Below are 22,444 nucleotides of genomic sequence, written 5' to 3' on the forward strand. Positions count from 1 at the left end.
CCTTAGAGTGCGTTGACCTTCTTGGAGATCGCCGACTTGCGGTTCGCTGCGTTGTTCTTGTGCAGAACACCCTTGCTGACAGCCTTGTCCAGCTTACGGCTGGCAGTAACGAGCGCAGTAGTAGCAGCTTCCTTGTCAGCGGACTCAACGGCGGTGTTGACGGCGCGGATGGCCGTCTTCAGCTCAGACTTGACTGCGTTGTTGCGCAGGCGTGCCTTCTCGTTGGTCAGGATGCGCTTCTTCTGGGACTTGATATTCGCCACGTGTGAACTCTCTTTGTAATGCGGAAATGGTCTAGAGGGCTTTCAGGCTGGCCTTGACTGAGCGGCGTGGGGATACCTATGGCGGCCAGCCATCAGTGACCGTCGACCTGCACGGACACACAGCAATAAAGAATAGCAGGTCAGCGGTGGCACTGGCCATTTGCGGCGCTCAGGTCCAGCCGTGTCGCCGGCGCAGCCCCGACGCCACTTTCTCAAACCGCGCCCTGTCCAGCACTGCGCCCTCCCGCCGGATGCTGTCCGGGCGGATCTGCAGGATGCGGTCCAGCCGTACTTCACTGGCCCTGCCCTGGCTGTCCCAGTCCCCGGCGCCAAGGTCAATGTACTCGGTGGACGCCGAGTCGGCGGGAACCCTGTCCCGGCTGGTCAGCATCAGCCCCAGGAGGAACGGCCCGTTATGCCCCACCAGCAGCACGGGCCGGTCCTTCCCCTTGCCATGGTCCTCTTCGAAGGGGACCCAGGCCCACACCACTTCGCCCGGATCCGGGTCGCCATCCGGCTGGGGGGCGTAGTGAACGGAGGCGCGTCCGTGGTAATCACCGGGATAGCTGGCCGACCTGTCGGGAACTCCGCCGCCGGATGCGGGGCGCCTGTTGCCCAGACTTTGGTCCCGCGCGAATGCGGACGTGTGCCGTTTCTGCAGTATGCGCAGGCCGCGGCGGACGGCGTTTCCTAGGGAGCGGAGATCGATGGCCATCGCGTAAGCCTAGCGGCGGTGGCTCCGCCGACATAGGTATACGGCCCGGTCAGGATGCGGTGCGTGCGTCCGGGACGTGGGACACTGGATGTTCAAGATGTGCGGCTGGACCGCTGGCGCCTTTTCGCGTGCCTGCCGGTGGCTGCAGAAATGCCAACAGTAAGGACCCTGCGTGTCTCCCATGGCCCGCACCGCACCGGTGCCCGCCGCGACAGATCCGGCCATTATTCGGAACTTTTGCATCATCGCGCATATTGACCACGGCAAGTCCACCCTGGCTGACCGGATGCTGCAGTCCACCGGGGTGGTTCAGGCCCGTGACATGAAGGCCCAGTACCTGGACCGGATGGACATTGAGCGCGAACGCGGCATCACCATCAAGTCCCAGGCGGTCCGCATGCCGTGGGAGGTTGATGGGGTCAGTTATGCGCTGAACATGATCGACACCCCCGGCCACGTGGACTTCACCTACGAGGTGTCCAGGTCGCTGGCGGCCTGCGAGGGCGCAATCCTGCTGGTGGATGCGGCGCAGGGCATTGAGGCCCAGACGCTGGCGAACCTGTACCTGGCCATGGAAAACAACCTCACCATCATCCCGGTGCTGAACAAGATCGACCTGCCTGCGGCGCAGCCCGAAAAGTACGCGGCCGAACTGGCCAGCCTGATCGGCGGGGATCCGGAGGACGTCCTGCGCGTCTCCGGTAAGACCGGCGTCGGAGTGGAAGCCCTCCTGGACAAGATCGTCCGCGACCTGCCTGCGCCGAAGGGCGACCCCGATGCGCCCGCCCGCGCCATGATCTTCGACTCGGTGTACGACACCTACCGCGGCGTGGTGACCTATGTCCGCGTAATGGACGGCATGCTCCACCCCCGTGAGCGCATCCAGATGATGTCCACCAGGGCCTCCCACGAGCTGCTGGAAATCGGCGTCAGCTCCCCGGAACCCACACCGTCCAAGGGCCTTGGCGTCGGTGAAGTAGGCTACCTCATCACCGGCGTGAAGGACGTCCGGCAGTCCAAGGTGGGCGATACCGTCACCAACCTGGCCAAGCCGGCAGCCCAGTCGCTCCCCGGCTACGCCGATGCCAAGCCGATGGTGTTCTCCGGCCTGTACCCGCTGGACGGGGCCGATTACCCCGTGCTCCGTGACGCCCTCGAAAAGCTCATGCTCAACGACGCCGCGCTGGTGTACGAACCGGAGACCTCCGCTGCGCTCGGCTTCGGCTTCCGCGTGGGCTTCCTGGGTCTCCTGCACCTTGAGATCACCCGCGAACGCCTGGAACGCGAATACAACCTTGACCTCATCTCCACCGCACCGAACGTGGAGTACGAGGTAACCCTTGAGGACAAGAAGGTTGTCCGGGTGACCAACCCCAGCGAATACCCCTCCGGCAAGATTGCCGAGGTCCGCGAACCTATGGTGTCCGCCACCATCCTGGCCCCCAGCGAATTCGTCGGCGCCATCATGGAACTTTGCCAGGCCCGCCGTGGCGTCCTGGGCGGCATGGACTACCTCTCGGAGGACCGGGTGGAAATCCGTTACCGCCTGCCGCTGGCTGAGATCGTGTTCGACTTCTTCGACATCCTGAAGTCGAAGACCCGCGGCTACGGCTCCCTCGACTGGAAAGCCGACGGTGAGCAGGTTGCCGACCTGGTGAAGGTGGACATCATGCTCCAGGGCGAACAGGTGGATGCCTTCAGCGCCATCACGCACCGGGACAAGGCGTATGCCTACGGCGTGATGATGACCGGCAAGCTCCGCGAACTCATCCCGCGGCAGCAGTTCGAGGTACCCATCCAGGCAGCCATCGGCTCCAGGATCATCGCCCGCGAAAGCATCCGTGCCATCCGCAAGGATGTGTTGGCGAAATGCTACGGCGGTGACATCTCGCGTAAGCGCAAGCTGCTGGAGAAGCAAAAAGAAGGCAAGAAGCGCATGAAGATGGTGGGTACCGTGGAGGTGCCGCAGGAAGCGTTCATCGCCGCCCTGACCACCGACGAATCAAAGGACAAGGCCAAGAAGAAGTGACCACCGCGCAGCGGGGGACCCGCTGATGCCCAGCGTTCTTCCCCTCGGTGACCCGGCGCCGTCGGACGGTCTGCTGCCTCCCCAGGCAGCGGTCGGTGCGGCGGACCGGGCCTTCGGCTTGTACGTCCACATCCCGTTTTGCGCCGTGCGCTGCGGCTACTGCGACTTCAACACGTACACCGCCACGGAACTTGGCGGCGGAGCCTCCCAGGATGCCTATGCCGGCACGGCCGCCGCAGAGGTGGCGATGGCAGCGAAGGTCCTCTCGGCGTCGGGCGTTCCTGCCCGCAAATTGGGCACCGTCTTTTTTGGCGGCGGCACACCCACGCTGCTGCCCGCGGATGACCTGGCCATGATCCTTCGGGCCGCCATCGACCAGTGGGGCATTGAGGACGGCGCCGAGGTCACCACGGAGGCGAACCCGGATTCGGTCACACCCGAATCCCTTGCCGTCCTGAAGGAGGCCGGTTTCACCAGGGTCTCCTTCGGCATGCAGTCCGCCGTTCCGCACGTCCTCAAGGTCCTGGACCGCACCCACACGCCGAGCCGCGTGCCGCAGGTGGTGCAGTGGGCGCGCGAGGCCGGACTGGCTGTGAGCCTGGACCTGATCTACGGGACGCCGGGGGAGTCGCTGGCCGACTGGCGCCACTCCCTGGAGACCGCGCTCTCCTACGGCCCCGACCACATCAGCGCGTACGCGCTGATCGTCGAGGAGGGCACCAAGCTGGCTGCGCAAATGCGCCGCGGCGAGGTTCCGGGAATCGACGACGACGACCACGCCGACAAGTACGAGCTCGCCGACCAGCTGATCACCGAGGCCGGACTTGGCTGGTACGAGGTCAGCAACTGGGCGCGGACTCCGGAGCAGGCTTGCCGCCACAACCTCGCCTACTGGCGGGGCGACGACTGGTGGGGAATCGGCCCCGGCGCGCACTCCCATGTGGGCGGGGTCCGCTGGTGGAACGTCAAGCACCCATCGGCCTATGCGAACAGGCTGTCACAGGGGCTTTCACCGGCCGCCGGCCGCGAAACCCTGGACGCGGAAACCAGGAACATGGAGCGGGTCATGCTGGAAGCGCGCCTGCAGTCCGGCCTGGACGTCTCGACGCTTAGTGCCGGGGGACGGCATGAGGTGGCCGGGCTTATCGCCGACGGCCTGGTGGATCCTGCCGCTGCCTTCCGCGGGCGGCTGGTCCTGACCTTGAAGGGCAGGCTCCTGGCAGACGCAGTGGTACGCCGGGTCCTGCCGGACTGACTACTTGATCCAGCGCAGGTTGTACTGGTAGCGGTGCGGCTGGCCCCGGTTGACGTGGATCCCGGCGGCGACGGAGAAGCAAGTGAGCGCCACCCAGATCAGCGTGGCAATAACCGCGAAGATGTTCCCGACATAGGGAATGAACACCAGGATGTTGGCCAGCACGGCGGCAATGGTGGGCGGCAGGCTGAAGTTCAGCGCTTCCTTGGACTCCTGGGCGGTGAACGGCCCGCGGTCACGGAAGATCAAATAGATCAGCAGTGACGGGATGCAGCCCAGGATCCCGCCGAAGTGCGCGAGCGTTGCCCACTGGCGGTCTTCGCTGGCCGTCAGCGGCAGGGCATTGGCGGGGACGCCATGGTACTCGGAACGGCCCTGGCCGTCCCTGTGATCACGTGCGTTTTCTGCCACAGTCTGTTCCTTCGAAGGTGCAAGTGGTGCTGGGTACGGATCCCGGCGCGTGCAGTGCGTGAAAACGCGTGCAGGGCCGGAAAAATGCTGCAGTGCCTCACATAAGGAACCGCACTACCAAGAATACTGGGTCCCGGCCGGCCTTCCGCCCTTCAGGGCACGGTCAGGAAATCGATCACTTCTTCAACCCTGCCCAGCAGGGATGCTTCGAGGTCGGCATACGTGCGTACGGCGCCCAGCAGTTTCTGCCACCCAAGGCCGATGTCTTCCTTGGTCGCGTGGGGCCAGCCGAAGGCTTTCAGGATCCCGGTCTTCCAGTCCTGCCCGTGGGGTACGGCAGGCCATTTGTCGATCCCAAGGACAGCGGGACGGATCGCCTGCCATACGTCCACGTACGGGTGTCCGACGATCAGGACGTTCCCGGCGGCACCCGGGGAGGCCATGACGGCTTCCGCGATGCGGGACTCCTTGGAATCGGGTACCAGATGGTCCACCAGGACGCCGAGCCGCCGGCCGGGGCCGGGCCTGAAGTCCGCCACGGCTGCGGCGAGGTCGTCAATACCGTGCAGGGGCTCGACGACGATGCCTTCCACCCGGAGGTCATCTCCCCAGACTTTTTCCACCAGTTCGGCGTCGTGCTTGCCTTCCACCCAGATCCGGCTGGCCTTGGCTACCTGGGCGCGCTGCCCGGCCACCCGTACCGATCCCGAGGCCGTCCGTCCCGCTGCCGGACCGGCGGCGGCAGGCCGTGGCGCCGGCGGCATCAACCGGATGGGCTGGCCCTCAAGCAGGAAACCGAAGCCAAGACGGAAGGAACGGGACTTACCCCGCCTGTCCTCCAGCGCCACCACATGCATTCCACCGGATTTCTCCACCCGCGTCACGGCACCCACCCAGCCGGACTGCACTTCCTCGAGCACCATGCCGCGCTCCACGGGAACCTCAGGCAGTTCCGTCCGTGCGGGAGCCGATATGCCCCGTGGGCCCCAGTTCTGGTAATCCATGGATTCGATCCGCCTAGCGCTAGGTCCTCAGCACCGGAATTTCGCCCGGAGCGGTACCAATGCTAACAACGGGCCGAGGCATAATAGACTGTTAGCACTTGGGCATGTCGAGTGCTAACAGTGGGTTGCATCGGGAGGGGCATGCGCCCCGAACCATGGAGGAGGTGGAGAGTGAGCGAGCCACGCAAGCTGGAAGTACTGCGGGCCATCGTGGAGGACTACGTCCACTCCCGCGAACCGGTTGGGTCAAAAGCCCTGGTGGAGCGGCATCATCTTGGTGTTTCCAGCGCCACCATCCGCAACGACATGGCCGCCCTGGAGGATGAGGGGCTGATCACCGCCCCGCATACCAGCGCCGGCCGGATTCCCACCGACAAGGGCTACCGGCTCTTCGTCGACCAGATCTCGGCTGTCAAGCCGCTGTCGGCAGCCGAGCGCCGCGCCATCCAGTCCCTGCTCGAAGGCGCGGACGACCTCGACGACGTGCTGGAACGTACGGTCCGACTGCTGTCCCAGCTGACCAACCAGGTGGCCGTGGTGCAGTATCCGCACCTGAGCAGGGCACTTGTCCGCCATATCGAATTCGTCCTGCTCGCCCCCCGCAAGGTCCTTGTAGTCCTGATCGCCAACAGCGGCAAGGTGGAGCAGCGGGTGATCGACGTCGGGCAGGATCTTGGCGACGACGCTCTGGCTGAACTGCGCACCCGGTTCCTTGGCGCGCTGGGCGGAACACCGCTGAGTCAACTGGCCCAGGCTCTGCCCGCCGTCGTGGCCGCAACCCCGCACCAGCAGCGGCAGGCGGCACACGCACTGGCGATCGGGCTGGAGGGCCTGGCGCAAAACAGCCGGGAAGAGCGGATGGTCATGGCAGGCACAGCCAACCTTGCCAGGTCGAACGTGGACTTCCCCCTCAGCATCGGCCCGGTGCTCGAGGCGCTTGAGGAGCAGGTGGTGATGCTGCGGTTGTTGAGCGAAATGGCCCAGGACCACCGGGGTGTCGCTGTCAGCATCGGAAGGGAGAACCCGTACGACGGCCTTGCCGAGGCCTCCGTCGTGGCCACCGGTTACGGTCCGGACAGCGCCGCGAAAGTAGGGATCCTCGGGCCCACCCGGATGGACTATCCCACCACCATGGCCGCCGTCCGGGCAGTGGCGCGCTACCTTTCCAGGATTTTGGGGCCCTGACTCTCAACCGCCGGAGCCTGCTCCGGCCGGGAAGCAAGAGCCGGGCCGCCCAACTGAACGAAGTACAACAAGGAAGAGATACGAACTTTGAGCAGCCACTATGACGTCCTTGGAGTCTCACCCGAAGCTACGGGCGAAGAAATCAAAAAGGCCTACCGCAAGCTGGCCCGCACCCTCCACCCTGACGTAAACCCCGGAGCGGACGCGTCAGAACGGTTCAAGGCAGTAACCCACGCCTACGAGGTGCTTTCCGATCCCCAGAAGCGCCGGATCTATGACACCACCGGCAACGAGAACGGCACCGACAACGGCTTCGGCGGCGCAGGCTACGCGGGCCAGGGGTTCGCGTTCCAGGACATCTTCGACACGTTCTTCGGCGCCGGCGGAACCTCCGGTCCGGCCTCGCGTGTCCGGCGCGGCCAGGACGCCCTCATCAGCGTTCGGATCGATCTCCGTGACGCCGTGTTCGGCGTCAACAAGAAACTCGAAGTGGACACCGCCGTGGTCTGCCCCACCTGCGACGGATCCTGCTGCCGCCCCGGCACCCATCCCGAACGCTGCGACATCTGCGGCGGCAGCGGCCAGGTCCAGCGGGCCGTCCGCTCCATCCTCGGCCAGGTCATGACGGCCGCCCCCTGCGGCACCTGCGAAGGTTTCGGCACGGTCATCAAGGACCCCTGCAACGAGTGCAGCGGCCAGGGCCGTATCCGCAGCCGCCGGTCCCTGACCATCAAGGTTCCCGCCGGCGTGGCCACCGGAACCCGGATCCAGCTCTCCGGACAGGGCGAGGCCGGCCCCGCGGGCGGTCCGGCCGGTGACCTGTACGTGGAGATCCGCGTCAACAACGATGCCACCTACGTGCGGGAAGGCGACGACCTGCACGCCACCCTGCATATCCCCATGACGGCGGCTGCCCTGGGCACGGACGTCAGCCTGGAAACCTTTGACGGCACCCAGGAGATCGACGTCAAGCCCGGCACCCAGTCGGGGGAGATCATCACCCTGCGCGGCCTCGGTGTCACGCACCTCAGGGGATACGGCCGCGGCGACCTGAAGGTGCACCTCCAGGTGGACACTCCGGCGAGGCTCGACCCCGCCCAGGAGGACCTGCTGCGCCAGCTTGCCAAGCTCCGTGGCGAACAGATCACCGAGGGCAAGCTCGCTGCCAGCGGCGGCATGTTCGCCAAGCTCCGGGACCGGCTCGGTAACCTGTAGCGGTGAGCAATCCCGTCTTCTTCACGGCCGCCGGTGCGTTGAACGGCATGGCTGCCGGCCAACTTTTCGTCCTCGAGGGGGCGGAGGCGCGCCACGCCGTCACCGTCAAGCGTTTGTCCCCGGGCGAAGCGGTGGACATTGTCGACGGCGCCGGCACCCGGATGACCGGCAAAGTCGTCTCTGCTGCCCCCTCCGGCCTCGAGGTGGAGTGCGCGACCCTCACCGTTGAAGACAGGCCGGACGTCCGGCTGGTGCTGGTGCAGGCGCTGGCCAAGGGCGACCGTGACGAACTGGCCATCGAGACCGCCACCGAACTGGGCATCGACGCCGTCATCCCCTGGCAGTCCGAACGGTCCATCGTCCGCTGGAAGGGCGACCGGGCAGCCCGGGCGCACGCCAAATGGGAGTCCACCGTCGCCGCAGCCGCCAAACAAGCCAGGCGCGCCTGGATTCCCGAGGTGCGCCCCGCCGTCGACACCGCCGGGCTTTCGGCTGCCGTGGAGGCCGCCGACCTGGCTGTCATCCTGCACGAAGACGCCGTACGCCCGCTGCGCACGGTCCTGGAGGCGTGGCGGTCGAATGATGAAAGCGCCGCGCCCCGGGAAATCCTGCTGATCGTCGGTCCGGAGGGCGGCATCAGTCCGCGCGAAGTAACCAAACTCTGCGATAAAGGCGCCGTGACCGCCCTCTTGGGGCACCACGTCCTGCGGTCCTCCACTGCCGGGCCGGCCGCCGTCGTGCTTGCCAGCGACGTCCTTGGCCGCTGGACGGCTACCGGACCCTAAAGGACCTGGTGTCCTCGTTCCGGTCCGGCTCCCCTCCGGAACCGGCCTGGGCCATCCGCAGCACGTAATCGCCAGGCGGAAGGCTGAGGGCCAGCGTGAAGACACCGGCCTGCCCCTGTTCGGCCCCCGCCGTGGTTTCACCGGTGAGGAAGGGCGCCTTGCTGCCGCCGTCCGGTGACTGCAGGATCTGCCAGCGGAGCTTCGCCCCCGGGGACGTGCTGCGGCCAGTAATCTTGACGCTGCCCCCCGGGACCTCGGCGCCCTCCTGGGGGTCAATGATCCAGACCGGGGCCACCAGGCCGGCGGCACGGGTCATCAGCGCGCCCAGCTGGACGCTGCCGAACGCCACATAGTCGGTGTGGCCATCCACCAGGATGCGGACCCGGATCTGCTGGCCGGTGTCGATCAGGCCGGAACTGGCGGCAGCAGCGGTTGCCGTGTAGATCAGTTGCTGGATGGCGCGGGCAGCCATGTCGGCGTCGAGATTGCTGTTAAAGGCGTCGGCGGAGACATCCACGGTGATGACGTCCTTGCCCGAAATCGAGGTGGCCAGTTTGTCAGGGTTCTGCCACGGCGTGAAGAAGTCGGGGTCCAGCGGTTTCTCCGACATCATGGCCCGAAGGGCGCGGGTGACAGGGTTCTCCTGCTCCGGGACATCACGGAATTCCCGGTAAAGGAAGATGTTCCCGCCGCTGCGGCCGATCCAGTAGACCGGGGCTTTGTTGGAGGACTGCGTGGTTTCCAGCGGGGCGCTGGTGGAAAGCGTGTCCGGCATGGTGCCGCCCGTGGCCGGGACCGACGCGGCGGTACCGGTGGGGGCGGGACCGCCCTCGGCCGTGCAGCCCGCCAGGACCGGAACCAGGACCAGGATTCCTGCCAGGACGGCGGGGCGCAGACGGCCCATGGGTCGTCCAGCCCTTTCGGGCGCAGAGGTTTCCGGCACTGTCCTGCCCTTGTCCTTTCCTGGCGTGGCGGGCCGATCCCCCTGGCGGCCTGGTGTTCCAGCTGATGCTGGATTTCCAGCATTACACAGTGGCCAAGCCGCTCCGGCGCTCTTTGCCTCCTCGACGGCAACTGCAACGGGAACGATATGAGGCCGATATGAAGTTGATACCTAAGCCCGCGTCAGCGCCCTCCTTGTTGCTGTTCCGTGGCGGCCCGGTATCCGGCCAGGCCCCGTGCTGGCGTAAGATGGAGGGATCGCTGGGGCAAGGAGCACCGGGCAACGGGCGCCGGCATCAGCCACAGCAAACAAGTGATGTCGATCTTCGAGGGGACCACAGGCCTGCGGGCCAGCACCATGACTGAATCAGCGAATGGTAAGCGCCGGCTCAACACAGGCGACGGCAGTCCGGGGGAATTCCCGCACTCCCTGCCCGGCACCCGGACGGAAGTAGTCCTCTTTGAGAACACCGACCAGATGGTTCAGTCGCTCGGCAGCCATGATGAGGCGCTGCGGTTCATCGAAGAACAGTTCCCGGCCGTCAACTTCCATGCCCGCGGCAACGAACTGTCCATCAGCGGGCCCTCGGGTGACGTGCCCCGGATCATGCGGCTCCTCCAGGAGGTCCGCGGCCTGGTGGCCCGCGGCACAGTCATCACGCCTGCGGTGCTGCAGCAGCTGGTGTCCCTCCTGCGGACCCAGTCGCTGCAGAATCCCGTGGATGTGCTCACCCACGACATCCTCTCCAGCCGCGGCAGGACCATCCGGCCCAAGACGCTGAACCAGAAGAACTACGTTGATGCCATTGACGCCAACACTGTGATCTTCGGCATCGGCCCCGCCGGCACCGGCAAGACCTACCTTGCCATGGCCAAAGCGGTACAGGCGCTGCAGCAAAAAGAGGTCAGCCGGATCATCCTGACCCGCCCCGCCGTCGAGGCGGGGGAGCGGCTTGGGTTCCTCCCCGGTACGCTGAGCGACAAGATCGATCCCTACCTCCGGCCGCTGTACGACGCCCTGCACGACATGATGGACCCCGAATCCATTCCGCGCCTCATGGCAGCGGGCACCATCGAAGTGGCGCCCCTGGCCTATATGCGCGGCCGGACCCTTAACGACGCCTTCATCATCCTCGACGAGGCGCAGAACACCACGCCGGAACAAATGAAGATGTTCCTCACCCGCCTCGGGTTCGGATCCAAGATGGTGGTCACCGGGGACGTCACCCAGGTGGACCTGCCGTTTGGCACGCGTTCCGGACTCCGGATCGTCGAGGAAATCCTGCAGGGCATCGAGGGCGTGAGCTTCTCTGTCCTGGATGCCGCCGACGTGGTTCGGCATCGCCTCGTTGGGGACATTGTCAACGCATACAGCATCTGGGATGAAACCCAGCGGAACCGGGTCAAGCATTCAGCAAGCCGGGAAAAACGGGGGGAACACGCGTGAGTATCGAGGTGAACAACGAGTCCGGCGTCCAGGTGGAAGAGTCGGAGCTCGTTGCCCTGTCGCGGTACATTTTTGAGCAGCTGTACATCCATCCGCAGGCCGAACTGTCCATCCTCCTGGTGGATGAGCCAGCCATGGAGAAGCTGCACATCGAACTGATGGATGAACCGGGCGCCACGGACGTGCTCTCGGTGCCCATGGACGAACTGACACCGGGGACTCCCGACCGGCCAACACCCCAGGGCATGCTCGGCGATATCGCCATCTGCCCGCAGGTGGCGAAGGTCCAGGCCCGGAACGCCGGCCACTCCCTGCAGGACGAGATGCTGCTGCTGACCACGCATGGCATCCTGCACCTGCTCGGATACGACCATGCCGAACCGGAGGAAAAGGCCGAGATGTTCGGGCTCCAGCGGGAACTCCTGTCCGGCTTCACCGGCAAAGAAGCACCTGCCGAGACCACCCAGTGACGCAACTGCTCCTGGTCGCGGTGGCTCTGGTCTTCCTTGCCGTCGCGGCCCTGCTGACGGCGGCCGAAGCCGCCTTCAGTTTCCTTCCCCGGCACGACGCCGAAGAAGCGCTGCACAAGAGCCGCGGAACCGCCATGCGGCGCATCCTTGCCGAGCCCGTCGCCCACACCAGGGCGCTGCGGTTCTGGCGCGTCTGGTTCGAGATGGCTTCCGCGGTTGCCGTCGCCGTCCTGATCGCCAGCCTGCTCGACAACGTCTGGCTGGCCGGCCTGGTGGCCACCGGCATCATGGCCCTCCTGGGATTCGTGATCGTCGGTGTTTCACCCCGCCAGCTCGGCAGGCTGCACTCCACTGCCGTGGTCCGCTTCACCGCCCCGTTGGTCCGGTTCCTCACCAGCGTGCTGGGACCGGTTCCGGGCTGGCTTGTGGCCTTGGGAAGTTCGGCGGCCCCTGGTGCCCCCGGCGGTGACGACGCGTTCTTCAGCGAGCAGGAGTTCCGTGAACTCGTGGACCGGGCCAGCGAATCCGACATGATTGAGGACGCTGAAGCGGAGATGATCCAGTCCGTCTTCGACTTCGGCGACACCCTGGTACGGGCCGTGATGGTTCCCAGGACAGACATCGTCAGCATCGACGCCGGCTCCAGCCTGCACCAGGCCATGTCCCTGTTCCTGCGGTCGGGGTACTCCCGGATCCCGGTCATCAATGAAAACACGGACCATATCCTTGGGATCATCTATCTCAAGGATGTTGCCGCGGTAATCCACCAGCTGGGCACGGATCAGGAGCCGCCGCTGGTGGAGTCGCTGGCCCGTGAGGTGCGCTACGTACCGGAGTCCAAGCCCGTCAGCGACCTCCTGCGGGAACTGCAAAAGGAGTCCACCCACGTAGCCATCGTCATCGACGAATACGGCGGCACCGCCGGACTGGTAACCCTCGAAGACCTGATCGAGGAAATTGTCGGCGAGATCGTGGACGAGTATGACACCGAGAGCGCGGAAGCCGTCGCGTTGGGGGACGGGTCCTACCGTGTGAGCGCCCGTATGGGCATCGATGATCTCGGTGAGCTCTTCGACCTGGAAATCGACGACGACGAAGTGGACACCGTAGGCGGCCTCCTCGCCAAGGCCCTTGGCCGCGTTCCCATCGTTGGCAGCAGCGTGGAAGTGCAGGGCGTATCGCTGCGCGCGGACCGGCTTGAAGGCCGGCGGAACCGGGTCAGCCATATCATTGCGGCGCCGGTACCAAGAGTAGAGACTGACCTTGAAGGCCTCCTGGAAGAGGCCGAAGCAACCCAGCAGGGAGTTCCACGTGAGCAAGAAAAGTAAGGCTGCGGCTACGGACGACTTCGGCGGATTCCGCGCCGGGTTCTCGGTCCTCGTCGGCAGGCCCAACGCGGGCAAGTCCACCCTGACCAACGCGCTGGTGGGCAGGAAGGTGGCCATCACCTCCGCCAAACCGCAGACCACGCGGCACACCATCCGCGGCATCGTGCACCGCGAGGACGCCCAGCTGATCCTGGTGGACACCCCGGGCCTGCATCGTCCCCGCACCCTGCTCGGCAAGCGCCTGAACGATCTCGTCGCGGATACCCTCGCGGAAGTGGATGCCATCGGCTTTTGTCTGCCGGCCAACGAGAAGATCGGCCCGGGCGACAAGTTCATCGCTGCGCAGCTTGCCGCCGTCGGCCGCAAACCGGTCATCGCCATCGTCACCAAGGCCGACCTCGTGGACAAGCAGGCGCTTACGGAACAGCTCCTCGCCGTGGCGGCACTGGGCCGTGAGGTGCTGGGGGAGGACGGCTGGAAGGACATTGTTCCGGTGTCCGCCACTGACGGTTTCCAGGTGGAAACAGTTGCTGACGTGCTGATCAGCCATATGCCGCCGTCGCCTCCGCTGTACCCGGACGGCGAACTGACGGATGAGCCCGAGGCAGTCATGGTGGCGGAACTGATTCGCGAAGCAGCCCTTGAGGGTGTCCGGGACGAGCTTCCGCACTCCCTGGCCGTGGTGGTGGAGGAAATCGTGCCCCGGGAGGACCGGCCGGACGACAACCCCCTGTTGGACGTGCGCGTCAACCTCTATGTCGAGCGGCCGTCCCAAAAGGCCATCATCATCGGCAAGGGCGGCAGCCGGCTGCGTGAAGTCGGGACCAATGCCCGCAAAGGCATCGAAGCACTCCTGGGCACGCGCATCTACCTGGACCTCCACGTCAAGGTGGCCAAGGACTGGCAGCGCGACCCGAAACAGCTGGTCAAACTGGGCTTCTGATCCACTAGAAGAACGTTCACAGGAGCGCTGCAGGCAGGATTTCCAGACTGGACCACTAAAATGGACCGGATTTCGTATTTAGAGGAAGGTTCACCACGTGGGTCGAGGCCGCGACAGACGCGACAACGAGGCTGATTTGTCAGCCGAACCGGGGCCGGTATCCCGCCACGCGGACAGCCATGATGTGGGTGCCGCGCGGCACCTGGGCCCGCTGCGTGGGATGCCGCTGTGGCTCAAAGCCCTCACAGGTGTGGTGGCGTTGGTCCTGGTCGCCGGGATCGTCTTTGCGGGATTCTGGTTCTTCCGGCTCCAGGGCAACATCTCCAAGGCGCCGCTGAATGCGGGCGGCGAAAGCACCGAATCCCCCGGAAATGATGCCAAGGGCCGGCTGCAGATCCTGATTCTGGGCTCTGACACACGGGATGGAAAAAACTCGGAATACGGCGGCGCCGACGATTCCACCGGCTACGGCAAGTCCGACGTCATGATGCTCATGGATATCTCGGAGGACAACAAGCGCGTCAACGTCATCAGCTTTCCCCGCGACCTGCTGGTGGACATTCCCGACTGCAAGGACAGGAAGACCGGCAAGGACTACCCCGCCCGCACCGGCGTGATGATCAATGAAGCCATGAGCGAGGCCGGGATCGGCTGCGCCGTGGACACCGTCAACAAGCTCACCGGCATGCAGGTGGACCACTTCATGATGGCCGACTTCAACGCTGTGAAGGAACTTTCCAACGCGGTGGGTGGAGTGGAAGTCTGCATCAGCGACGCCGTTTACGATCCTGATTCCCGGCTGCGGCTGCCCGCCGGAACATCATCCGTTCAGGGCGAGATGGCCCTTGCCTTCCTCCGCGCCCGCCATGCCTTTGCCGACGGCGGCGACCTGGGCCGCATCAAGGCGCAGCAGGGTTTCCTCTCGTCGCTGACCCGCAAGATCAAGGACGATGGAACGCTGTCCGACCCCGCCAAGATGCTGAAGATCGCGGATGTCGTCACCCAGAACCTGACAGTGGATGACGGATTGGCCTCGGTCCCCACGCTGCTGACGATCGGCAACCGGCTCAAGGACATTGATATCGGCAAGGTCGCGTTTGTGGCCGTACCCACCGCGCCGGCGCCCATCGATCCCAACCGGCTGGTCATCGCCGAGCCTGCGGGCGCACAGTTGTTTTCGGCAATGCGGAAGAACGTGGACCTGACGGACCCCACAGCCCCTGCCACGCCGTCACCCACTGAGACGGCAACGCCCTCTCCTGCCCCCACCGAAACTGCCCCGCCGGTGCCGCCCTACAACAAGGCCATCCAGCCCGTAGCCGTTGCCAACGGAAGCGGCGTGAACGGCCGTGCCCAGGAACTCGTGCAGGCGTTGGTGGCGGGCGGCTTCACCCAGACAGGCCAGTTCCTTGCGCAGCCCGTGGCCAAGACAGCGGTGTATTACGGCAACGGCTTCGAGGACGTGGCAGCCGATGTCGCCACATTGCTGGGCATTCCTGCCACCCTGATGATTCCGGCTCCCGCTGTCTCGGGCGTGCAGGTATATGTGGGCAGTGATTTCCCTTCCGGCACCGCCTACGAAGCAGGGGGCAGTCCTGCGGCCGCCCTGCCCCAGGACATCGTCAACCAGACCGCCGGGGACAAGGTCTGCCAGCAGGCCAACCCCGAACTGATCGTTCGGCAGTAGCGGCGTTCAGGACGGCAGCAGCCGCAACCGCAGGCAACAAAAATGGGGCCCCGCCGGCAATGGCGGGGCCCCATCCCGGTTGTGGAACTACCAGATACTGACCCGCTCGGCCGGCGGCATCCACATGCCGTCCTCTGCCGTAACCTCGAACGCTTCGTGGAACGGATCCAGGTTCCTGGCGATGGCATTGGTGCGGAACTCGTTGGGGGAGTGGGGATCGGTGGCAAGGCGCCGGATGGCCTCTTCCTGCCGGATGACCTGCCGCCAGCCTGCCGCCCAGGAAGCAAAGAAGCGCTGCTCACCGGTCAGCCCGTCCAGGACCTCCGGTTCCTTGCCGTCCAGGCTGATTTGGTAGGCCTTGTAGGCGATGGTCAGGCCTGCCAGGTCTCCGATGTTTTCGCCAAGCGTGAGGCGGCCATTGACGTGGTGTCCGGGCGCGGCGGTGGGGGAGAGCGCGTCGAACTGGGCCACGAGCCGCGCCGTCAACGCCTCAAAGGCCTGGCGGTCCTGGTCAGTCCACCAGTTGCGGAGGGCTCCGCCGCCGTCGAACTGTGAGCCCTGGTCATCGAAGCCATGGCCAATCTCGTGGCCAATGACCGCACCGATGCCGCCGTAGTTGACGGCGTCGTCGGCGTCGGCGGTAAAGAACGGCGGCTGCAAAATGGCCGCAGGGAACACAATTTCGTTCATCATCGGGTGGTAGTACGCGTTCACCGTCTGCGGCGTCATCAGCCACTTGTTCCGGTCCACCGGTTTGCCCACCTCCTCCAGGTGCCTGTCGACGTCGGCATTGTGGGCGCGTTCCACGTTCCCCAGGAGATCCTGCGGATCGATCTCCACGGCTGAATAATCGATCCACTCGTCCGGGTAGCCGATCTTGGCCCGGAAAGCCTCCAGCTTCCGGAGGGCCTCGGCCTTGGTGTCCCCGCCCATCCAGCCCACGTCGTTGATGCTGCGGCGGTAGGCCTCAATAAGGTTGTCCACCAGGGTCTGCATCCGTGCCTTGTGGGATTCCGGGAAATGGCGTGCCACGTAGATCTGGCCAACGGCTTCACCCAGTGCGGCTTCGACGACGGCAACACCGCGCTTCCACCGGTCCTTGTTGCGGGGCGTGCCGCTGATCGTGGTGCCGTAGAAGGCGAAATTGGCGTCCACGAACGCTGATGACAGGTAGGGCGCCGCTGCACTGATAACGCGCATAGCGAGCCACTCCTGCCAGGCTGCCACCGGAACTTCGTCCAGGAGCCGGGCTGCACCCGTGAAGAAGTCAGGGGTGCTCACCACGATTTCCGTACGCTTGTCCTCGTCGATTCCCGCAGCTTCGAACCACGTGGCCAGGAGGGGGAACAGCGCGCCGGCTTCATCCGCCGTCTTCAGGTTGTAGGTCTTCTGTGGATCCCGGAGGGTGACGTTGTCCCAGTGATGGGACGCGAGCTTGGTCTCCAGTCCGATAACCCGCGCCGCCGCACCGTGGGGATCGGCTACCCCCGCCAGCTCGAACATCTTCTCCACGTGCGCCGTGTAGGCCGAAACAATGGGGGCAAACTTGTCTTCCCGGTAGTAGGACTCATCGGGAAGGCCCAGGCCGCCTTGCCCGGTGTACAGCAGGACCCGGTCGGGGTTTCCCGCATCGGGGGCGGGGTAGATGTAGAAGAGACCGCCTACATCCGCCCGGAACAACCGGCCGGCCAATGCGATGAGCTCCGATACCGAGCCGGTGCCGAACACGTCGCCGAGCCGCGCGCGGATTGGCTCCATGCCCTTGCCTTCGACCGTGGCTTCGTCCATGAAGCTGTTGTAGAGGCCGCCGATCTTCCGTTCGATCCCGCTGGCGTCAGCCTTTTTGGCTGCAGCTTCCTCGATGATGTCCCGGACAGCGATCTCGGATCCGTCGCGGAGAGCTGTAAAGGTTCCCTCCAGGGGCCGGTCGTCGGGAATCTCCGTAGCTTTCAGCCAGGCGCCGTTGACATGCTGGTAGAGGTCATCCTGCGGCCGGACTGTGTGATCAATGGTGGACAGATCGATCCCCGAAATGGGCACTGCAACTCCTTTTGCTGGGACGCCTGCGTCCGGCTGAACACCGGAGGCGTCTGCATGCTGGACTTTACGGACGGTAGTGCCCTTTCATCTTACGCACCCGTGTTACCCTCAAAGAGTGCGTGCAGAGCTCCTTCTCCTTAGCTGCCGCGGCGAGGCCACAGACGCTATCTAGCGCACGGCCCACCCTCGCTGCGGAGTTTGTGTTGCCCGGCCACCCTTTCACTGAAGATCGATAGAAAAGGCCACGAACATCATGCGAAACGCACAAAAGCCCTCAGGAATGCCTGCCCACCGGTACACGCCGTTCCAGGACCAGATCAAGGTCGAGCTGCCGGACCGCACCTGGCCTGACAAGGTCATCACCAAGGCCCCGCGCTGGTGCGCGGTTGACCTGCGGGACGGCAACCAGGCCCTGATCGACCCCATGAGCCCGGCCCGCAAGATGAAGATGTTCGACCTGCTGGTCCGCATGGGCTACAAGGAGATCGAGGTCGGGTTCCCGTCGGCTTCCCAGACGGACTTCGACTTTGTCCGCCAGCTCATCGAGGGCAACCACATCCCGGACGACGTCACCATCCAGGTCCTGACGCAGGCACGGGAACACCTGATCGAACGGACCTACGAGTCCCTGGTGGGTGCCAAGCAGGCCATCGTCCACCTCTACAACTCCACGTCCGTGCTGCAGCGGCGCGTGGTCTTCAACCAGGACGAGGACGGAATCCTGGACATCGCGCTCCAGGGTGCCCGGCTGTGCAGGAAGTACGAGGAAACCCTCGCCGATACGCACGTGACGTACGAGTACTCCCCGGAGTCCTTCACCGGTACCGAGCTCGAGTACGCCGTCCGGGTCTGCAATGCGGTGGCCGATGTATTCGAGGCTTCCGCCGACCGCCAGGTCATCATCAACCTGCCCGCCACGGTGGAAATGGCCACCCCCAACGTCTACGCCGATTCCATCGAGTGGATGAGCCGGCACCTGCACCCGCGCGAGGGCATCATCCTGTCCCTGCACCCCCACAACGACCGGGGAACGGGCGTCGCCGCCGCCGAGCTGGGCTACATGGCCGGCGCCGACCGCATCGAGGGCTGCCTCTTCGGCAACGGCGAACGCACCGGCAACGTGGACCTGGTGACCCTGGGCCTGAACCTGTTCGTCCAGGGCATCGACCCTATGATCGACTTCTCCAACATCGACGACGTCCGCCGCACCGTTGAATACTGCAACCAGCTGCCGGTCCCGGAACGTTCGCCGTATGGCGGCGACTTGGTGTTCACCGCCTTCTCGGGCTCCCACCAGGACGCCATCAAGAAGGGCTTCGAGGCGCTGGAGCGCGACGCTGCCGCAGCCGGCAAGCCCGTGGACGACTTCACCTGGCAGGTGCCGTACCTCCCCGTCGACCCCAAGGACCTGGGCCGCAGCTACGAGGCCGTGATCCGGGTCAACTCGCAGTCCGGCAAGGGCGGCGTGGCCTACCTGCTGAAGAACGAGCACAGCCTGGACCTGCCGCGCCGCGCCCAGATCGAATTCTCCGGCGTCATCCAGCGCCGCACCGACACCGTGGGCGGCGAAGTCAGCGGCGCGCAGCTCTGGCAGATCTTCCAGGACGAATACCTGCCCTCGGGCAAGGCTGACGGGCAGTGGGGACGCTACTCCCTGGGCGGGGTCAAGACTGAAACGGATGACGACGGCGGCATGACGCTCCACGCGTCGCTCACCATCGACGGCGCCCAGGTCAGCCGTACAGGCACCGGCAATGGTCCCATCGCGGCCCTGCTGAATATCCTGCACGAGGATGGCGTGGACGTCCGCGTCCTGGACTACAGCGAGCATGCACTGTCCGAAGGCGGCAATGCCATGGCTGCGGCGTACGTTGAATGCGCAGTGGGGGAGCGCGTGCTGTGGGGCGTGGGCATCGACGCCAACACCAGCATGTCGTCCCTCAAGGCCGTGATCTCAGCCGTCAACCGCGCCATCCGGGACGCCCAGGCCTGATACCTGCCGGTGGTGCCGCCGGTTCCAACCGGCGGCACCACCGCCGCCTGGCAGCGCACTGCCGGGCAGGATGGGAAGATAGAGCGTGGTCCAACAGTCTTTTGCTTCCCGGGCGTACCGGGACGACGCCGTGGTGCTGCGTACTCACAAGCTGGGCGAGGCGGACCGCATCATCACCCTGCTGACAAAGCATCATGGGCAGGTCCGCGCCGTCGCCAAGGGGGTGCGCCGCACCAGCAGCCGTTTCGGTGCCCGGCTCGAACCCTTCATGGTGGCCGACCTCCAGTTGGTATCCGGCCGGACGCTGGACATCGTCACGCAGGCCGTCGCAAAGGGTGCCTACGGCGGCAGCATCGCCGCGGACTACGGCAGGTACACGGTGGCCGCCGCCATGACCGAGACGGCGGAGAAACTCACGGACGTCGACGGCGAGGCCGGCACTGCACAGTACAACCTGCTGGTGGGGGCCCTCGCCGCACTGAGCCGTGACGAACATGCCGCCGGCCTCATCCTCGATTCCTATCTTCTGCGTGCCCTTGCCACGGGCGGGTGGGCGCCCAGTTTCACTGACTGCTCCCGCTGCGGCATGCCGGGTCCGCACAGTGCGTTCTCCGCGCCCCTGGGCGGCATGGTCTGTGCGCAGTGCCGCCCGCCCGGGTCGCCCGCCCCCGCCCCGGAGACCGTTACGCTGCTGGCAGCGCTGCTGACCGGGGACTGGTCGACGGCGGACGCTTCCTTGCCCCAGCCCCGCAAGGAGGCAGCGGGCCTGGTGGCCGCGTACCTGCAATGGCATTTGGAACGAGTACTGAAATCCCTCAAACATGTGGAGCGTAGCTGACAGTGGCCTTGGGAAAAAAGAACAATGCACGGCGACAGCGCACGCATCCCGTGCTGGCGCCGTACCCACACCCGTCCGGTGCGGTGGCACCCTCCATTCCCGCTGAATTCATTCCGCGGCACGTGGCCATCGTCATGGACGGCAATGGCCGGTGGGCCAACCAGCGTGGCCTGCCGAGGATCGAGGGGCACAAGGCGGGGGAGCCGGCCCTGCTCGACGTCATGGCCGGCGCCATTGAACTGGGTATCGAGTACGTCAGCGTATACGCGTTCTCCACCGAGAATTGGCGCAGGTCGCCTGAGGAAGTCCGCTTCCTGATGGGATTTAACAAGGATGTGCTGCGAAGGCAACGGAACCAGCTGGACGACTGGGGAGTGCGGGTGCGCTGGGCCGGGCGCCGGCCACGGTTGTGGGGTTCGGTCATTCGGGAACTGGAGGAGGCCGAAGAGTTCACGGCGGCCAACACCACCTGTAATTTGACCATGTGTGTTAATTACGGCGGCCGGGCCGAGATCACGGACGCGGTGTCCGCGATTGCGGCCGACGTGGCCGCCGGCAGGTTGAAGCCCGGCGCCATTACCGAACGGACAATACAGAAGTATCTTGACGAGCCCGACCTGCCTGATGTGGACCTTTTCCTCCGCAGCTCAGGGGAGCAGCGGCTGTCCAACTTCCTGCTCTGGCAGTCGGCCTATGCGGAGTTCGTTTTCATGGACACGCTCTGGCCGGATGTGGACCGGCGGACCCTCTGGGCTGCCGTCGAGGAATATGCCAGGCGGGACCGCCGGTACGGTGGCGCCGTGGATGCCGCTGCTGCTCCGGCCCCTGCGACAAACGACCAGGCGGGTCAGCCTCATCCATAGGCCCGCAACCAGCGGCCCAGCCGCCGGTAGGCATCGGCCCGGATGGGTTGGGGCGAGAGGAAGACGTCGTGCAGGGCCCCGTCGATCCGTTCCACGGTCACGGTGCGGCCCAGGGTGAGTGCCCGGGCACTGATGGTATTGACGTCGAGCACCGCGTCGGTGCGCCGCATTTCCTCTGACCAGAGGAGCCCGTTGGCACTGCCCTTGGAGAGCAGGACCAGAACCGGCGCCTCAATCTCCAGGCCGCGCGCCACCTTCGCCTGCCCGGCGAGGACCGCCCGCAGCCATCCGGCGCGCACCGGAAAGGCCATGCGGGGGCGGTAGCGCTCATCAAGCGGCCACTCGCCGTCGGCCGCACTGCTGATGGTCCGCCAATAGTGGCCGCGTTCCGGCAGCCGGAGGACCGCCTGGGGGCGGAAACGGGCCACTGGGCGCACCATGCTGGACGCGGCCCGCCGCACCAGTGAACTGCCGTGCATTTCCAGCCACGGACTGTTGAGGACCAGCAGCGAAACCGCCTCCGGATGGCGGGTGGTCCACAGCGCCGCCACCAGCCCGCCTGTGGAATGGCCCATCAGGACCAGTGGCCCGCGCGCGCCGGCCTCCCGGATAATGCGGAATGCTTCTTCGATTTCACCATCGTAGGCGGCCAGGTCGGCCACATATCCGCCGGGAGACTCCGGCCGGAGGCTTCGTCCATGGTTGTGCATGTCCAGCGCATAGAAGTCGTAGCCTGCCGAAGCCCAGAACAGCGCCAGGTCAACGTTGAAGAAGTAATCGCTCCAACCGTGCAGGAAGAGAACGGCCCGCCGGCCGCCACCGGAAGCGTCCCTGCCCGCGGATGGCCGGAGCCGTACCAGGGTAGCCGTCCGTTCAACCCCGTCAGGTCCCGCCGCCGCGAAGGAGTGCGATTCGAAGTCGCCGCCCAGGATGTCCTGCTGCCACTGCATGCCCTCATGCTAAACCGGCACGGAGGCCCGCGCCGGTCCGGTGCGGGGCTTCTTCGTTTTGGTATGGCGCGCCATGAGACG

Annotated in this window: 20 protein-coding genes; 13 read left to right on the top strand and 7 right to left on the bottom strand. The window is 65.5% G+C overall.

The window, feature by feature from the left end:
- Positions 1 to 2: 2 nt before the first annotated feature.
- Positions 3 to 263, bottom strand: a complete 261-nt coding sequence (rpsT, locus tag ASG86_RS16560) for a 30S ribosomal protein S20 (RefSeq protein WP_043454339.1) — start codon at positions 261 to 263, stop codon at positions 3 to 5.
- 169 nt (positions 264 to 432) lie between these two features.
- Positions 433 to 978 (bottom strand): type II toxin-antitoxin system PemK/MazF family toxin, encoded by a 546-nt coding sequence (locus ASG86_RS16565; protein ID WP_056336720.1) that lies wholly within the window; start codon positions 976 to 978, stop codon positions 433 to 435.
- 172 nt (positions 979 to 1,150) lie between these two features.
- Here ASG86_RS16565 and lepA point away from each other — a divergent pair, with 172 nt between their 5' ends.
- Both lepA and hemW read left to right on the top strand, forming a co-directional pair.
- The gene (lepA, locus tag ASG86_RS16570) at positions 1,151 to 3,007 is read left to right on the top strand and encodes a translation elongation factor 4 (protein WP_200830534.1); all 1,857 of its coding nucleotides are present in this window, start codon (positions 1,151 to 1,153) and stop codon (positions 3,005 to 3,007) included.
- 25 nt (positions 3,008 to 3,032) lie between these two features.
- A complete protein-coding gene (hemW, locus tag ASG86_RS16575) occupies positions 3,033 to 4,262 on the top strand; it encodes a radical SAM family heme chaperone HemW (RefSeq protein WP_056336727.1) in 1,230 nt (409 codons plus the stop codon).
- Here the strand turns inward: hemW and ASG86_RS16580 are convergent, their stop codons facing one another.
- Together ASG86_RS16580 and ASG86_RS16585 are read right to left on the bottom strand one after the other, a co-directional pair.
- Entirely contained in the window at positions 4,263 to 4,673 is a 411-nt protein-coding gene (locus tag ASG86_RS16580; protein WP_056336732.1) for a DUF4870 domain-containing protein, read from the bottom strand.
- A 152-nt stretch (positions 4,674 to 4,825) separates the two neighbouring features.
- Positions 4,826 to 5,677, bottom strand: coding sequence for a DUF3097 domain-containing protein (locus ASG86_RS16585; RefSeq protein ID WP_056336734.1), 852 nt, complete (start codon positions 5,675 to 5,677; stop codon positions 4,826 to 4,828).
- A 171-nt stretch (positions 5,678 to 5,848) separates the two neighbouring features.
- On the opposite strand from ASG86_RS16585, the gene hrcA reads away from it, so the two are divergent.
- The 3 genes from hrcA (at position 5,849) to ASG86_RS16600 (ending at position 8,862) form a co-directional block, all read left to right on the top strand.
- Positions 5,849 to 6,862, top strand: coding sequence for a heat-inducible transcriptional repressor HrcA (hrcA, locus tag ASG86_RS16590; protein ID WP_056336737.1), 1,014 nt, complete (start codon positions 5,849 to 5,851; stop codon positions 6,860 to 6,862).
- Between the two features lie 87 nt (positions 6,863 to 6,949).
- On the top strand, positions 6,950 to 8,077 hold the full coding sequence (dnaJ, locus tag ASG86_RS16595; RefSeq protein WP_056336740.1) for a molecular chaperone DnaJ: 1,128 nt from the start codon (positions 6,950 to 6,952) through the stop codon (positions 8,075 to 8,077).
- Between the two features lie 2 nt (positions 8,078 to 8,079).
- Positions 8,080 to 8,862, top strand: coding sequence for a 16S rRNA (uracil(1498)-N(3))-methyltransferase (locus ASG86_RS16600; protein ID WP_056336742.1), 783 nt, complete (start codon positions 8,080 to 8,082; stop codon positions 8,860 to 8,862).
- Here the strand turns inward: ASG86_RS16600 and ASG86_RS16605 are convergent.
- Positions 8,849 to 9,766 (bottom strand): GerMN domain-containing protein, encoded by a 918-nt coding sequence (locus tag ASG86_RS16605; RefSeq protein WP_056336745.1) that lies wholly within the window; start codon positions 9,764 to 9,766, stop codon positions 8,849 to 8,851. The two genes, ASG86_RS16600 and ASG86_RS16605, sit on opposite strands and share 14 nt — an antisense overlap.
- A 396-nt stretch (positions 9,767 to 10,162) precedes the next feature.
- Between ASG86_RS16605 and ASG86_RS16610 the strand changes: the two genes are divergently transcribed.
- The 5 genes from ASG86_RS16610 to ASG86_RS16630 all read left to right on the top strand — a co-directional run bounded on the left by ASG86_RS16610 (position 10,163) and on the right by ASG86_RS16630 (position 15,679).
- Complete coding sequence (locus ASG86_RS16610; protein WP_056336918.1) at positions 10,163 to 11,251, top strand: PhoH family protein; 1,089 nt, start codon at positions 10,163 to 10,165, stop codon at positions 11,249 to 11,251.
- Positions 11,248 to 11,721 (top strand): rRNA maturation RNase YbeY, encoded by a 474-nt coding sequence (gene ybeY, locus ASG86_RS16615; protein ID WP_056336747.1) that lies wholly within the window; start codon positions 11,248 to 11,250, stop codon positions 11,719 to 11,721. Before ASG86_RS16610 ends, ybeY begins: the two co-directional genes overlap by 4 nt.
- Positions 11,718 to 13,049: a hemolysin family protein gene (locus ASG86_RS16620; RefSeq protein ID WP_056336751.1), complete on the top strand. Its 1,332-nt coding sequence runs from the start codon at positions 11,718 to 11,720 to the stop codon at positions 13,047 to 13,049. Before ybeY ends, ASG86_RS16620 begins: the two co-directional genes overlap by 4 nt.
- Positions 13,033 to 13,992 (top strand): GTPase Era, encoded by a 960-nt coding sequence (gene era / locus ASG86_RS16625; RefSeq protein WP_056336755.1) that lies wholly within the window; start codon positions 13,033 to 13,035, stop codon positions 13,990 to 13,992. Before ASG86_RS16620 ends, era begins: the two co-directional genes overlap by 17 nt.
- 220 nt (positions 13,993 to 14,212) lie before the next feature.
- Positions 14,213 to 15,679: an LCP family protein gene (locus ASG86_RS16630; protein WP_235565216.1), complete on the top strand. Its 1,467-nt coding sequence runs from the start codon at positions 14,213 to 14,215 to the stop codon at positions 15,677 to 15,679.
- Between the two features lie 87 nt (positions 15,680 to 15,766).
- Here the strand turns inward: ASG86_RS16630 and ASG86_RS16635 are convergent, their stop codons facing one another.
- Entirely contained in the window at positions 15,767 to 17,719 is a 1,953-nt protein-coding gene (locus tag ASG86_RS16635) for a M13 family metallopeptidase (protein WP_056336762.1), read from the bottom strand.
- 253 nt (positions 17,720 to 17,972) lie between these two features.
- On the opposite strand from ASG86_RS16635, the gene leuA reads away from it, so the two are divergent.
- The 3 genes from leuA (at position 17,973) to ASG86_RS16650 (ending at position 21,413) form a co-directional block, all read left to right on the top strand.
- Entirely contained in the window at positions 17,973 to 19,712 is a 1,740-nt protein-coding gene (gene leuA, locus ASG86_RS16640; protein ID WP_056336766.1) for a 2-isopropylmalate synthase, read from the top strand.
- Between the two features lie 85 nt (positions 19,713 to 19,797).
- Positions 19,798 to 20,550 carry a DNA repair protein RecO gene (gene recO / locus ASG86_RS16645; protein WP_056336768.1) on the top strand — a complete coding sequence of 251 codons (753 nt, stop codon included), beginning with the start codon at positions 19,798 to 19,800 and terminating at the stop codon, positions 20,548 to 20,550.
- 2 nt (positions 20,551 to 20,552) lie between these two features.
- The gene (locus ASG86_RS16650) at positions 20,553 to 21,413 is read left to right on the top strand and encodes an isoprenyl transferase (RefSeq protein WP_056336771.1); all 861 of its coding nucleotides are present in this window, start codon (positions 20,553 to 20,555) and stop codon (positions 21,411 to 21,413) included.
- On the opposite strand, the gene ASG86_RS16655 is transcribed toward ASG86_RS16650, so the two are convergent.
- The gene (locus ASG86_RS16655) at positions 21,404 to 22,363 is read right to left on the bottom strand and encodes an alpha/beta hydrolase (RefSeq protein ID WP_056336774.1); all 960 of its coding nucleotides are present in this window, start codon (positions 22,361 to 22,363) and stop codon (positions 21,404 to 21,406) included. The genes ASG86_RS16650 and ASG86_RS16655 overlap by 10 nt on opposite strands.
- Positions 22,364 to 22,444 lie beyond the last annotated feature (81 nt).

Source organism: Arthrobacter sp. Soil764 (assembly GCF_001428075.1).
Lineage (GTDB): Bacteria > Actinomycetota > Actinomycetes > Actinomycetales > Micrococcaceae > Arthrobacter.